This window comes from Luteimonas abyssi, from assembly GCF_001482195.1.
In the GTDB taxonomy this organism is placed as follows: Bacteria; Pseudomonadota; Gammaproteobacteria; order Xanthomonadales; family Xanthomonadaceae; genus Luteimonas; species Luteimonas abyssi.
In genome coordinates, this window is sequence record NZ_KQ759763.1 from 3,614,347 (window position 1) to 3,626,858 (window position 12,512).

11 protein-coding genes are annotated in these 12,512 nt (G+C 70.7%); 3 read left to right on the forward strand and 8 right to left on the reverse strand.

Annotated features, from left to right (window positions below):
• Nucleotides 1-43 precede the first annotated feature (43 nt).
• Both RG19_RS15550 and cls read right to left on the reverse strand, forming a co-directional pair.
• Nucleotides 44-328, reverse strand: a complete 285-nt coding sequence (locus tag RG19_RS15550; protein WP_058836070.1) for a hypothetical protein — start codon at nucleotides 326-328, stop codon at nucleotides 44-46.
• 116 nt (nucleotides 329-444) lie between these two features.
• Nucleotides 445-1,893 carry a cardiolipin synthase gene (gene cls / locus RG19_RS15555; RefSeq protein ID WP_058836071.1) on the reverse strand — a complete coding sequence of 483 codons (1,449 nt, stop codon included), beginning with the start codon at nucleotides 1,891-1,893 and terminating at the stop codon, nucleotides 445-447.
• Nucleotides 1,894-2,096: 203 nt separating this feature from the next.
• On the opposite strand from cls, the gene RG19_RS15560 reads away from it, so the two are divergent.
• From RG19_RS15560 to RG19_RS15570, 3 genes are all read left to right on the forward strand, one after another.
• Nucleotides 2,097-3,212 (forward strand): PA0069 family radical SAM protein, encoded by a 1,116-nt coding sequence (locus tag RG19_RS15560; protein WP_058836072.1) that lies wholly within the window; start codon nucleotides 2,097-2,099, stop codon nucleotides 3,210-3,212.
• 108 nt (nucleotides 3,213-3,320) lie between these two features.
• A complete protein-coding gene (locus RG19_RS15565; protein WP_157515300.1) occupies nucleotides 3,321-4,124 on the forward strand; it encodes a sensor histidine kinase in 804 nt (267 codons plus the stop codon).
• Nucleotides 4,121-4,558 (forward strand): response regulator, encoded by a 438-nt coding sequence (locus RG19_RS15570; RefSeq protein ID WP_058836074.1) that lies wholly within the window; start codon nucleotides 4,121-4,123, stop codon nucleotides 4,556-4,558. The genes RG19_RS15565 and RG19_RS15570 overlap by 4 nt, the downstream gene beginning before the upstream one ends.
• Nucleotides 4,559-4,682: 124 nt before the next feature.
• Here RG19_RS15570 and RG19_RS15575 read toward each other — a convergent pair whose 3' ends face one another.
• The 6 genes from RG19_RS15575 to RG19_RS15600 form a co-directional block, all read right to left on the reverse strand.
• Complete coding sequence (locus tag RG19_RS15575) at nucleotides 4,683-5,408, reverse strand: 2OG-Fe(II) oxygenase (RefSeq protein ID WP_058836075.1); 726 nt, start codon at nucleotides 5,406-5,408, stop codon at nucleotides 4,683-4,685.
• Nucleotides 5,409-5,495: 87 nt separating this feature from the next.
• Nucleotides 5,496-6,539 (reverse strand): class 1 fructose-bisphosphatase, encoded by a 1,044-nt coding sequence (locus RG19_RS15580; RefSeq protein ID WP_058836076.1) that lies wholly within the window; start codon nucleotides 6,537-6,539, stop codon nucleotides 5,496-5,498.
• A 119-nt stretch (nucleotides 6,540-6,658) separates the two neighbouring features.
• On the reverse strand, nucleotides 6,659-7,288 hold the full coding sequence (locus RG19_RS15585) for a response regulator transcription factor (RefSeq protein ID WP_058836077.1): 630 nt from the start codon (nucleotides 7,286-7,288) through the stop codon (nucleotides 6,659-6,661).
• Nucleotides 7,285-8,397 (reverse strand): sensor histidine kinase, encoded by a 1,113-nt coding sequence (locus RG19_RS15590; protein ID WP_058836672.1) that lies wholly within the window; start codon nucleotides 8,395-8,397, stop codon nucleotides 7,285-7,287. The genes RG19_RS15585 and RG19_RS15590 overlap by 4 nt, the downstream gene beginning before the upstream one ends.
• A gap of 503 nt (nucleotides 8,398-8,900) precedes the next feature.
• On the reverse strand, nucleotides 8,901-10,103 hold the full coding sequence (locus RG19_RS15595; RefSeq protein WP_058836078.1) for an amino acid aminotransferase: 1,203 nt from the start codon (nucleotides 10,101-10,103) through the stop codon (nucleotides 8,901-8,903).
• Nucleotides 10,104-10,292: 189 nt separating this feature from the next.
• The gene (locus RG19_RS15600; protein WP_058836079.1) at nucleotides 10,293-12,449 is read right to left on the reverse strand and encodes a TonB-dependent receptor family protein; all 2,157 of its coding nucleotides are present in this window, start codon (nucleotides 12,447-12,449) and stop codon (nucleotides 10,293-10,295) included.
• Nucleotides 12,450-12,512 lie beyond the last annotated feature (63 nt).

Sequence of the window (12,512 nt, forward strand, 5' to 3'; positions counted from 1 at the left end):
GATTGCGGGGCGGCGAACGGAATCGCAGGCGCGGGGCGTCGGATCAGGGCGTCAGGCGTTCGTTGTCGTGCGCGGACGGGTGGCCACCTTCCGCGGTCGATGCCCGTCGGGCCTCGGCCGCCTCGCGCAGACGCCGGAGTTCCTGAGGATCGATCATCATCGTATCGTCGCGGCTCTGGTTGCCCACGCGCTGCGCCAGCAACGCCAGCACCCAGATCACCAGGAACACCAGTGCGGCCAGAATGCACACCACGGCCAGCGCGACCGAACCGGTCGTCATCGAGATCGCGAACGCGGCGATCGCCAACAGCAGGAACAACCATGGCATGAGGCGCTCTCCTTGGGCCCGGGACCGGTGCAGTCTACCGCCTGTGCGGGGACGTACCCGCCGCCCGGCCCCATCGACGCGCCGTCCGTCGTCGAGCGGAGCGCGCCGACGGCGCCTTACAGCAGCGGCGACAGCAGGCGCGCGAGGGCCTCGGGCAGCCGCTCGCGCAACAGCGGCCGGTCCGTCGCCGGCGTCACCGTCTGGGCATGCTGCAGCTCCGCCTCCAGGTGCCGTGCCAGGCGGGTCGCCAGCGTCCGATCGTCGAACATCACCGACACTTCGAAGTTCAGGCTGAAACTGCGGTGGTCGAAGTTGGCGCTCCCCAGCACCACGATCGCATCGTCGATCAGCAACGCCTTGGTGTGGAGCATGCGCGGACCGTACTCGAACACCTTGACCCCGGCGGCGAGCAGTTCGTCGAAGTAGGAGCGCGCCGCCAGCGTGACCAGCAGCGAATCGCTGCGCTTGGGCACCAGCAGGCGGACATCGAGCCCCGCCAGCGCCGCCGACGTCAGCGCCATGCGGGCCGCCTCGCCCGGCACGAAGTACGGCGTGGTCAGCCAGACCCGGGTATGGGCGGCGTGGATCGCGCTCACGTGCACACGGTGGATCGCCTCCCATCGCGAGTCAGGCCCGGAGGCGATCACCTGCGTCGGGATCTCGCCGGGCGGCTCGGCGGGTGGGGTCTGTGCGCCGATCTCCTGCAGGCAGGCGCGATCGCCGCTGGCGTACACCCAGTCCTCGGCGAACACCCGCTGCAACGGCCGCACCACGTCGCCCTCCAGCCGGACGTGCAGGTCGCGATAGGCGTCGTCGCGGTGGCGTTCGTCCTGGTCGGCGGTGATGTTGATGCCGCCGGTGTAGGCGACACGGCCGTCGATGATCACGATCTTGCGGTGGGTGCGCAGATTCACCCAGGGCCGTCGCCAGATCCGGCCGAATCGCGCCGGATGGAACCAGGCGATCTCGCCGCCGGCGGCCAGCAGCGGCGCGAACATCCGCCGTGCCCGGGCGCTGCCGATCGCATCCACCAGCAGGCGCACCCGCACGCCGGCCCGGGCCCGCTCCACCAGGGCGTCGCGCAGGGCCTCGCCGACGTGGTCGCGGCCGTAGATGTAGTACTCCAGATGCACGTGCCGCTGCGCCGCGCGCACGTCGGCGAGCAAGGCTTCGTACTTTTCGCCGCCGTCGACCAACAGGCGCACGGTATGGGACGACGACGGCGACAGGCCGCTGGCCGCCTGCCCGAGGCGGGCCAGCTCGCGGGCCCCGGCGTGGGTGCTGAACGCGTCGTGGCGCGCATCGATATGGCTGCGGTTGCGGGCGCGACGCAGCCGCTGGCGCTCGATCCGCTGGGGGCCGAACACGTGATAGATCAGAAAGCCGATGTAGGGCAGCGCCGCCAGGCCGAGCAGCCAGCTCAGGGTCGCCACCGGCTCGCGCTTCTGCAACACGATCCAGCCGCCGAGCCAGAGCAGGTAGACCAGCCAGACCAGGGCCAGCAATGCGCCCAGATACGGCAGGTCGACGAGGGCGTGCCACAGGCGCGTGATCTGGTCTTGCATCGTGAAGCGTCCGATGGCGACGGCAGGAGGGCGATCCCGCCAAGATAGCCCGGCGGCGGCGTCGCGGATACGCGGGTGGTCGCGGCGACCCGGTTGCGCGGGGGCGCGGGCGCGATGTCCGACGTCCGCAGCAGGCCGCGTGAGCGCGCCATCGCCGCCGCCCCGTCGCACGGGCTGCGACCGTCGCCGGGCACACTGCCCCGATGACGCATCGCGGACCGTTCGGAAAACAGCGCCCGCCCGGCGCGGCCCCGATCAAGGGGCGCGGCGCCGGTGGCTGGACCCCGGGGCGCTTCGAACGTCGGGAAACCGTGCTCGAGGACGATGGCTGGGACGTGCTGCGCGACGACGATCCCGACGTCCAGCCGACTCCGCTCAAGACGCACGTCGTCGAGGAACGCGCGCGCAGCATCATCAGCACCAACACCTCACCCGATATCGGTTTCAGCCAGTCGGTGAATCCCTACCGCGGCTGCGAGCACGGATGCGTCTACTGCTTCGCGCGTCCGTCGCATGCCTACCTCGATCTCTCGCCGGGGCTCGATTTCGAAACCCGGCTGTTCGCCAAGTCGAACGCCGCCGAACGCCTGCGCCTCGAGCTCGGCAAACCCGGTTACGTCTGCACGCCGATCGCGCTGGGCATCAACACCGACGGCTACCAGCCGATCGAACGGGAGTGCCGCATCACCCGGGCCTGCCTCGAGGTCTGCGCCGAGGTCGGCCAGCCGGTCAGCATCGTCACCAAGAGCGCACTGGTCCTGCGCGATCTGGACCTGCTCGGGCCGATGGCGGCGCGCGGATTGGTCACGGTGCATCTGTCGATCACCACGCTCGACAACCGCCTGTCGGCGCGCATGGAGCCGCGGGCGGCCGCGCCGCATGCGCGGCTGAAAACGCTGGCGGCGCTGGCCGACGCGGGCGTACCGACGGGCGTGCTGGTGGCGCCGGTGATCCCGATGCTCACCGATCGCGATCTCGAGGCCATCCTCGAGGCCGCCCGGGGCGCCGGCGCGCAGGCGGCCGGCTATGTCCTGCTGCGCCTGCCGCACGAACTGAAGGACATCTGGCGGGACTGGCTGGCACAGCACTACCCGGACCGGGCCACGCACATCGCCAGCCTGATCCGGCAGATGCGCGGTGGCCGCGACTACGACAGCACGTACGGCCGCAGAATGCGCGGCGAGGGGCCGTTCGCCGACCTGATCGCCGCTCGCTTCGCACGAGCGCGGCGGACGCTCGGCTATCCGGGTCTGTCGCCGTTGCGCACCGATCTGTTCGTGGCGCCGCGCGCGCCGTCGCCCCAAGGCGAGCTGTTCTGAGCCGAACCGGGCGGGCGCGGTGAATCCCGGCTGACTCGGGGCGACGTCCACACGCAGGCCACCTCGCCCTCGGTACACTCGGGCGTTCTTCATCTGATCCGCGTGTCGATGACCGTTCCCAGTTCCAGCGATCCGCTGCCGCCGCTGCCGGACGACCTCGCCGGACGTCTCACCCAGGCCGAAGCGGCCCTCGAACGCGTGCACCATCGCGAGGAGCTGCTGGCCTACGGACTGTCCCACGATCTGCGCGCCCCGCTTCGCGCGATCAACGGCTACGCACAGTTGCTGATGGGGCAGCACGCCGAAGGGCTGGATCCGCAGGGGCGCGAATACCTGGGCCGCATCCGCGATGCGGCCGGTCGGATGGAAGGCCTGATCGAGAAGCTGCTGCAACTCTCCTACGTATCCCGTGCGCAGCTGCGCATGGCGCAGGTCGATCTCGGCATGCTGGTCGAATGGAGCGTCGCCGAGCTCGAGGATCTCGAACCGGGGCTCAAGCCCCAGCTCGAGGTCCAGCCCGACCTGCACGTGCAAGGCGACGAGCGTCAGCTCAAGCAGCTGTTCGAGCGGCTCCTGCACAACGCCTGGAAGTTCTCGCGCGCCAGCGGCCAGGTCCGGATCCAGGTGCACGGACAGGCCACGGGAGACCGCCTCACCGTCACCATCGCCGACGCCGGGTGCGGCTTCGACATGCGGTACGCAGACCGCATGTTCGAACCGTTCCAGCGTCTGCACGGGCCCGATCAGGGCGGCGGCGATGGCCTCGGTCTGGCCATTGCCCGGGCCATCGTGGAACGGCACGATGGTCGCATCTGGGCCGAATCCTCGGACGACGGCGCCCGCGTCCACCTGGAACTTCCCACGGGGACCGGTTCGGGTTCGGTGCGTACCCAACAGGACCTGGCTGCATGAGCGAAAAACCCATCCTGCTCGTCGAAGACAATCCCGACGACGTCGAGTTGACCCGACTGGCCTTCATCGACGCCAAGATCGCGAATCCGCTGGTGGTCACGCGCGACGGTGTCGAGGCACTGGATTACCTGTTCGCGCGCGGCGAGCACGCCGACCGCGATCCGCAGCTCATGCCGTCGATCGTCCTGCTCGACCTGAATCTTCCGCGCTTGGACGGGCGCGAAGTGCTGCAGGCGATCCGGGCCGACCCCCGCACGCGCGCACTGCCCGTGGTGGTGCTGACCACCAGCAACGAACCGTTCGACATCGAGGCTGCCTACGCCCTGGGCGTGAACAGCTACATCCGCAAGCCGGTGGATTTCCAGCAATTCGTCGGTGCGGTCCGCCAGGTCGGGCTGTACTGGCTGGTGCTCAACCAGCCGCAGACGTCCTGAGCCGGCCGGCGTCCGCCGTCTCCACACGTCCCCCGCCGCACCTCGACCTAGACCTCCTCGATGTCGCGACTCGTGCGCTACACGGGCCGGATCGCCTCGAACGCCGCCGCACGCGAGGGGCCGCTCAGGCGCCCCCGTACAACCGCTCGGCGCGCTGGAACAGGATCCAGCTGGTGGCGATGAACTTGTCCGCCCCGCGCGGCCGGTTGCCGCGATGGGTGTGGGTGAAGGCGGTCGGCGCGATCAGCAGATCGCCGACACGCGGTGCGATCTTGCGGCGCTGGAACAGGAACTCGGTCTCGCCGGCATCGAAGCCGTCGTTGAGATACACGGTCCACAGCAGGTGGCGGTGCAGGGTCTCGCACTGCGGGTCGCGCGGAAACAGCTCGCAGTGCCAATAGGGATACCCACCCTCGCCGTCCCGGTACCACTGCAGGTTGATCGTGCCCGGGCGCAGGCACGTGCGCGCCAGTTCGCCCAGGCCCGCGTCGTCCATCGCGGCGACATCGTCGGCGTCCAGCCGCCGGGTGCCGCCGCCGGGCTCCGGTCGCTGCAGCATCAGGGGCGCGATCAATGCCTGCGGATAGCGCCGCAGATAGCCGAGCAGACCCGCATACACGGCCACATTGAGCGCCTGCTCGACATCCTTCCACTCGGCACGCCCCGACAGGGTGAGGTCCTGGCTGCGCTTGAGCTCCGGAAACAAGCCGCCGCCGACCTGGCCCGGGACCAACCCGTCGCTGTCGCGCATGCGCGCGACGATCTGCGCGCAGACGGATGCGTCGACCGCGCCGGGGAAGACCTCGATGAAATCGGCTGCGATGGAATCAGCCTCGGTGGAGTCGCCCATGCCGTTCGATCCGCGCCATTCGATCCGTTCGGATGCCGAGCATGGCCGAGCGACCGCGGCCGCGCAATGCGTGCGACCGCCCGACGCTCAGCGGCCGGATTCTCGACCGGCGGCGTCGTGCCGCAGGTGATACGCGGTCGCGGTGTCGACTTCCTCGCGCGAGCCCAGGAAGACCGGCACGCGCTGGTGCAGCAGCTCCGGTGCGATGTCGAGGATCCGCCGCCGCCCGTCGGTCGCCGCGCCGCCGGCCTGCTCGACCAGCATCGCCATCGGGTTGGCTTCGTACATCAGTCGCAGTTTGCCGGGCTTGTCCGGATCCTTGCGGTCCCATGGGTAGATGAAGATGCCGCCGCGGGTCAGGATGCGATGCACGTCGGCGACCATGCTGGCGATCCAGCGCATGTTGAAATCCTTGCCGCGCGGCCCTTCCCGGCCGGCGAGCAGATCGTCGACATAGCCCTGCATCGCCGGTTCCCAGTGGCGCTGGTTGGACATGTTGATCGCGAACTCCTGCGTCGCCTCCGGAATCCGCATGTCGCGGCGGGTCAGCACGAACGAGCCCTGCTCGCGATCGAGGGTGAACGCATGGGTGCCGTGGCCGACGGTCAGCACCAGCATCGTGCTCGGGCCGTAGATGCAGTAGCCGGCAGCGACCTGGTCGTTGCCCGACCGCAGGAAGTGCGCATCCTCGGCCGGCACGCCGTCGCGTGCGCGCAGGACCGAGAAGATCGTCCCGACCGAGACGTTGACGTCGATGTTGCTACTGCCGTCGAGCGGATCGAACACCAGCAGGTAGTGCCCGCGCGGGTACGCGTCGGGAATCGGCTGGCAGTGCGGCATCTCTTCCGAGGCGCAGGCCGCCAGGTGCCCGCCCCAGGCGTTGGCGTCGATCAGGATGTCGTTGGACAGCACGTCGAGCTTCTTCTGCGCCTCGCCCTGCACGTTGATGCTGTCGCCGCCGCTGTCGCCGACCGCATCGCCGAGCACTCCGCCCAGCGCGCCCTTGCCCACGGCCACCGAGATCCGCTTGCAGGCGCGGGCGACCACTTCGATCAGCAGCCGCAGTTCCGCGTTGAGCTGGCCGGCGCGCTGCGCCTCGATCAGGAACCGGGTCAGGGAGGTTTCGGACATGGGGCACCTGCGGCGACGTGGGTCGCCCATTATCGCCGCGTCACATGGCGTTGTCCGGACAGGTCGCATCCGACACGCGATCCCGGCCGCGGAGCGCAGCCTCTGGTCGTGGTCGCCGGTCAGATCACCCGCAGCGTGATCGCCTTGAGCACCGCACGGGTGCGATCGCGGGTGCCGAGCTTGTCGAGGATCACCGACACGTAGTTCTTCACCGTGCCCTCGGCCAGGAACAGCGAGCGCGCGATTTCGCGGTTCGAATAGCCGCCGGCGAGCAGACGCAGGATCGCGACCTCGCGCGGGTTGAAGGTATCCAGCGGCTCGCGGTCGTCGTGGAAGCGGTAGCGCGCGCGCACGGGGTCGGTCGCCACCGGCTGCAGCAATGTCTCGCCGTCCGCGAGGCGCGCGATGGCGTCGCGCAGGTCGTCCGGTGCGGCATCCTTGAGCAGGAACCCCTGCGCGCCGGCGTCTGCGGCCTGCAGCAACAGGTCGGGTTCGTCGAAGGTGGTCAGCAGCAGCACCGGCGTCGCGTCGCCGCGCGCGCGCAGGCGGCGCAGGGCCTCCAGACCGTCCAGCCCGGGCATGCGGATGTCGGTGAGCACCACATCCACGGTCGTCGTGCCCAGCGCCTCCAGCAGCGCCTCGCCGCTGTCGGCTTCGAACGCGACCTGGATGTCCTCGCGTTCCAGCAGGGCGCGCAGGCCTGCGCGCACCAGGGCCTGGTCGTCGGCGAGGGCGACCCGCAGGGTCATGCCGGCAGGCTCGCATCGATGCGCAGCGCCCCGCGCGTACCGGTCGACAGGCGCAGCTCGCCGCCGGCATTCGCGATGCGTTCGCGCATGCCGGCCAACCCGTTGCCCTCCTGCAGCGGGCCCGGCAGGCGGCCGTCGTCCTCGATCGCGATCTGCAGGGCATCGGCGTCGCGGTCTATCGCCAGGCGGACCTGCACGGTGCGTGCGTTCGCGTGGCGCGCGCTGTTGGTCAGGGCTTCCTGCACCATGCGCAGGATCGCCTCGGCGACGCCGGGGTCGGCCACCCGCACGTCGTCGTCGATCTCGAGCACGAGCCGTGGGCGCGGAAACGGCGCGGCCAGTGCACGCAAGGCGGTGGCCAGATCGAACCCCCGCGCGTCGCGGATGGCCTGCACGACGTCGCGGATATCGCCCAGCAGTTCGGACGACAGGCGCTGCGAAAGCATCAGCTCGGGTCGCGCGGCAAGCCCGGGAACGGCCGCCAATGCGCGCAGGTTGAGGGTCAGCGCCGTGAGTTTGTGGCCGGCGATGTCGTGAAGCTCGCGCGCCACGCGCAGGCGTTCGCCGTCGCGTGCGCTGTCGGCCAGCAGGGCGCGGGTGGCGAGGAGATCGGCGTTCACGCGGGCCAGCGCATCACGTGCGTCTTCGGCGGTACGCAGGTAATGGGCGGTGAGCGCGGCGAAGCCCTGGAACCCCAGATACAGCAGGGTCACCGTCAGCGGCGCGGCATGCCCCGCGGCCACCAGGATCGCCAGCTGCGCCGCATTGACCGCCAGCAGCGCCGGAAGCACCCGTGGCCACGACCAGAACGAGGCGACCAGTCCGGCCCAGATCACCAGCAAGACCTGGGGCGTGCCGATCCGCGGATGCAACCACACCAGGGCCAGCGCCAGGATCGGCATCGCCGCCAGGACGAGGCGCGAGACGCGTGGCGCGCGTACCCGGATCGGTTCGAAGACGAACATCGCGATGGCGAACGCGAACAGCAGCAGCCAACCTGCGATCGCGTGTTCGCCGGGGAGCCAGCGCAACGACAGGCCCACTGCGGCGAGCGCGCACAACGCGGCCAGGTGCATCGGGTGCAGCAGGGTACGCAAGGCGTGAGGCATGCCGCCATGCTGCGACGCCGATGCCGACCAGGGCAATGCCGTCGGCGTCGAAAGTGACTTTCGGCAGGGCGCCGTGCTGACGTCCGGCCGCAGTCGGTGCGGCAGCGGATCGCCATGCTGGTGCCCGACGCCGCCATTCGACGACACGCCCATGCCCCACCGCCCGCCTGAAAGACCGGACTGTCGGTCCTCCCGGTCCGATCCGGACCCTGGCGACGCCCCGCGCCGCATTGCCGATGGAGGGACTCCCCACGGGCGCGATGTCGAAGGAGGCGCTGCGATCCGCCGGCGTCCTGGGGGCCGGGCGCGATCGCGTTGCAGCTCGTGCGGCGATGTCTCGCACGTCGGCGTGTCGCCGAGCGCGCGGGACTTGCGGACGGATCGTCTTCCGGCTGATCCGGCTGCGGTCGAGACGACAGGACGAAACACGTCGCGGGCCTCCGACACACCGCGAATGGGGCGTCGGCAGACCATGCGGGCGCATCCGGCCCGCGCCTGGTGACTCAGCCGGCGGAGACCGTGGACACGGCGTCGGCCACGTAATCCAGGTTGCGGGTGTTGAGGGCGGCCACGCAGATGCGACCGGTGCCCACCGCGTAGATCGCGAACTCCTCGCGCAGGCGATCCACCTGCGCGCGGGTCAGGCCCGAATAGGAGAACATGCCGGCCTGGGCGTTGATGAAGGCGAAATCGCCGGCACCCCTTGCCTCCAGGCGCGACACCAGTCCTTCCCGCAGGGTATGGATGCGCGTGCGCATCTCGCCCAGTTCCTGCTCCCACATCGTCCGCAGTTCGGGCTCGTTGAGCACGCCCGAGACCAGCAGCGCACCGTGCGCGGGCGGGCTCGAGTAATTGGCGCGGATCAGGCGCTTGATCTGCGACTGCACGCGCCGCGCCTCGTCGGCATCGGCCGACACCACCGACAGCGCGCCGGTGCGCTCGCCGTACAGCGAGAACGACTTCGAGTAGGAACTGGCGACGATGAAGTTCGAGATGCCGGACTCGGCCAGCAGGCGGATCGCCGCGGCGTCGTCCTCGATGCCCTTGTCGAAGCCCTGGTAGGCGATGTCGATGAACGGCACCAGGCCGCGCTCGGCCAGCACGGCGATCACCTGCCGCCACTGGTCCACGCTCAGATCGGCGCCGGTCGGGTTGTGGCAGCACGCATGCAGCAGCACCACGGTGCCGGCCTCGAAGCGCCGCAGATCGGCCAGCATGCCGTCGAAGTCGAGGCCGTGGCGCTGTGCGTCGAAGTAGGTGTAGTCCAGCACTTCGAAGCCCGCCGCGCCGAACACCGCGCGGTGGTTCTCCCAACTGGGGTTGCTGATCGCGATCCGTGCCGTCGGCAGCGCATGCTTCAGCAGCTCCGCGCCCACCCGCAGCGCGCCGCTGCCGCCCACCGTCTGCGCGGTGCCCACGCGGCCGGCGGCGAGCAGGGCGGAGTCCGCGCCGAACAGCAACTGCTGGGTGGCGCGGGTGTAGGCCGGCAGGCCGTCGATGGGCAGGTAGCCGCGGGCGGTGCCTTCGTCGGCGAGGCGACGTTCGACCGCCTGCACCGCGCGCAGCAGCGGGATGCGGCCGTCCTCGTCGTAATAGATGCCCACGCCAAGGTTCACCTTGTGGGGACGGGCGTCGGCGTTGTACGCCTCGGTCAGGCTCAGGATCGGATCGCCCGGAACCTGTTCAACATGTGCGAAAACGGACACGGCGGGACTCGCTGGCTGGAAGACGAGACCGCCGCCTGCGCGGCGGCGGGGCCGGCCATGATAACGCGCGCATGCCCTCGCCCCGCCGCGGCGTCACGTGAGCGCCCGCCTCATCGTCCCGGCGGCGGGCCCTGCGCGATCCGCCGCTGTGACGACGGCTGGGGTCGCCCGGCCCGGCCGGTGCCGCGATCACCCGGCCGGCGCCGGCGCCCGCGACCAATCCCATTGCAGTCCGACGGTGTAGCGTCGCTCGGCACCGGGCTCGTAGAAGCGCCCGTTGCCTTCGTTGACGATCACCGAGCCGATATGGCGCGTGTCGAACACGTTGTCGACGCGCGCGAAGGCGCGCAGCCTGCCGTGGCGGGTGCGCCAGTCGCGACTGCCGGCCAGGTGCAGCAGGGCGTGGCCGGCGGCGCGCTCGCTGTCGAGATCGTTGACCGCCACATCGCCCAGCGCCTCGCCTTCCAGCGACGCCGACCAGTCCGCGTGCCGCCAGCGCAGGCGGGCATGCAGTTGCTGCTCGGCGACGCCGGGAATGCGCGTCCCGGCCGGCACCACGGTGTCGGGCACGGTGCACCCGGCGGCCTGGCAGATACCGTATTCGCTGCGGAAAGTGGCATCCAGCCAGGTCCACGCCAGCTGCAGGTCCCAGCCCTCGCCCAGCGGCGTGGCGAATGCGGCTTCCGCGCCCTGGCGCCGGGCCTGGCCCACGTTGCGGAAGCTGCTGCGCCCGCCCACGTTGCGCGCGACCGCCAGCTCGTCGTCGGTGTCGGCGCGGAACAGCGCCGCCTCCAGCGACCAGCCCGCCGCGCCGCGCCATTTGAGGCCGATCTCCAGGTTGTCGCTGGTCGCCGGCTGCAGGTCGAACGCCAGCCCGGCGCCGCCATCGGTGCGATAGGACAATTCGTTGAAGGTCGGGGTCTCGAAGCCACGCCCCATCGACGCGTACACGCGTACCGCCTCGTCGGGAGCGAACGTCAACCCGGCCACCGGCGCGGTCTGCCGGTAGCGCACGCGTCCGCTGTCGTCGGGGTTGGCGCCGGTGACGTAGAAGTCGTCCGACTCGAACGTCACCTCGCTGTGGCGCACGCCGGCCAGCAGCGACCAGCGCGGCGCGAACTGCCACCACGCCTGCGCGTAGCCGTCGGCGTTCTCCAACGTGTTGCGCTCGTCGCGACGCAGCGCACCGCGCACGCCCAGCCGCTCGCCGACGAAGTTCTCCCAGCCGCGCCGGGTCTGCCGCTGCCGGTCGAGATTGGTGCCCAGGGTGATCTCGAACGGCCGCGCGGCCAGCGCGCCCTCCCAGGTCCAGCGCGCGTCCACGCCGTCGTAGCGGTTGTCGAGGTCGATCACGCCGCCGGCGTGCAGCGGGCCGGCCTGTGGCGCCGGTGGGATCGGCAGGAACTGCACCACGTCGCGACCGCCGCCGTATGCGCGCAGTTGCACGGTCTGCGCGTCGCCGAGACCGTGCTCGTAGACCGCGCCGATCTGCTGCTGGCGGATGGTCTTGCGGGTGTCGTACTGGTGCGCGACCGCCACCGCCTGGCGTGGATCGGTGCGTGCCTGGTCGGCGGTCAGGCCGAGCGGGTCCTGCGCGTCGACGTCGATCCAGTTGGCGACCAGATCCAGCCGGCGCCGTGCGCCCAGGTCCGCGTGGAACTTGAGATTGGCGATGTCGCGCCGCGCCGCGCTGTGGTCGCGCCAGCCGTCGGTGTCGTAGCGCGACAGCGCGAGGTTGTAGCCGGTGCGCTGCGTGCCGCCGAGCAGTTGCGTGGCCAGCAGCTGGCTGTCGTGGCTGCCGGTGCTGGCGCGGACCCGCCAGGGATCGCCGGCGCGGCCATCGGCACTCCACATTTCGACCACGCCCCCGGAGGAATTGCCGTGCAGCGCCGAGAACGGCCCGCGGATCACGTCGATCCGGTCGCCGCCGGTCAGGCTGAAGTGCGACAGCTGGCCCTGCCCGTCGGGCATCGACGCCGGGATGCCGTCCACGTACAGGCGGACGCCGCGGACACCGAAGGTCGCACGCGAACCGAAGCCGCGGATCGACAGCTGGGTGTCCTGGGCCAGATTGTGGCGGTCGCGCGCGAGCAGGCCGGGCACGCCGCCCAACGCATCGGAGACATCCGCACCGACCCGGGCCGGATCGGCGGCGAGATCCACCGTCGCGGTGGAGGCCGGCGTGTCGAACGCGCCGACGCCGCGCAGGCGGGTGCCTTGCACGGTCACCCGATCGAGGGTCCGCGCGGTGCTGGCAGGCGTGGTCGGGGCGGCGTCGGCCGGGCGTTCGATGGGCGCAGTGGCCCCGGCCTGCGCGATCGCGCAGGCCAGGCAGGTCATGAGCATGGTGTTCCGTGGGACAGCGACGTGGAACCCACAGTGTGCCTGCAGCGGCTTCTACGTACGATC

What these genes read in the sequence shown, in the direction of transcription:
- RG19_RS15550 (WP_058836070.1), bottom strand. Translation starts at nt 328, where the DNA reads ATGCCATGGTTGTTCCTGCTGTTGGCGATCGCCGCGTTCGCGATCTCG.
- cls (WP_058836071.1), bottom strand. Translation starts at nt 1,893, where the DNA reads ATGCAAGACCAGATCACGCGCCTGTGGCACGCCCTCGTCGACCTGCCG.
- RG19_RS15560 (WP_058836072.1), top strand. Translation starts at nt 2,097, where the DNA reads ATGACGCATCGCGGACCGTTCGGAAAACAGCGCCCGCCCGGCGCGGCC.
- RG19_RS15565 (WP_157515300.1), top strand. Translation starts at nt 3,321, where the DNA reads ATGACCGTTCCCAGTTCCAGCGATCCGCTGCCGCCGCTGCCGGACGAC.
- RG19_RS15570 (WP_058836074.1), top strand. Translation starts at nt 4,121, where the DNA reads ATGAGCGAAAAACCCATCCTGCTCGTCGAAGACAATCCCGACGACGTC.
- RG19_RS15575 (WP_058836075.1), bottom strand. Translation starts at nt 5,408, where the DNA reads ATGGGCGACTCCACCGAGGCTGATTCCATCGCAGCCGATTTCATCGAG.
- RG19_RS15580 (WP_058836076.1), bottom strand. Translation starts at nt 6,539, where the DNA reads ATGTCCGAAACCTCCCTGACCCGGTTCCTGATCGAGGCGCAGCGCGCC.
- RG19_RS15585 (WP_058836077.1), bottom strand. Translation starts at nt 7,288, where the DNA reads ATGACCCTGCGGGTCGCCCTCGCCGACGACCAGGCCCTGGTGCGCGCA.
- RG19_RS15590 (WP_058836672.1), bottom strand. Translation starts at nt 8,397, where the DNA reads ATGCCTCACGCCTTGCGTACCCTGCTGCACCCGATGCACCTGGCCGCG.
- RG19_RS15600 (WP_058836079.1), bottom strand. Translation starts at nt 12,449, where the DNA reads ATGCTCATGACCTGCCTGGCCTGCGCGATCGCGCAGGCCGGGGCCACT.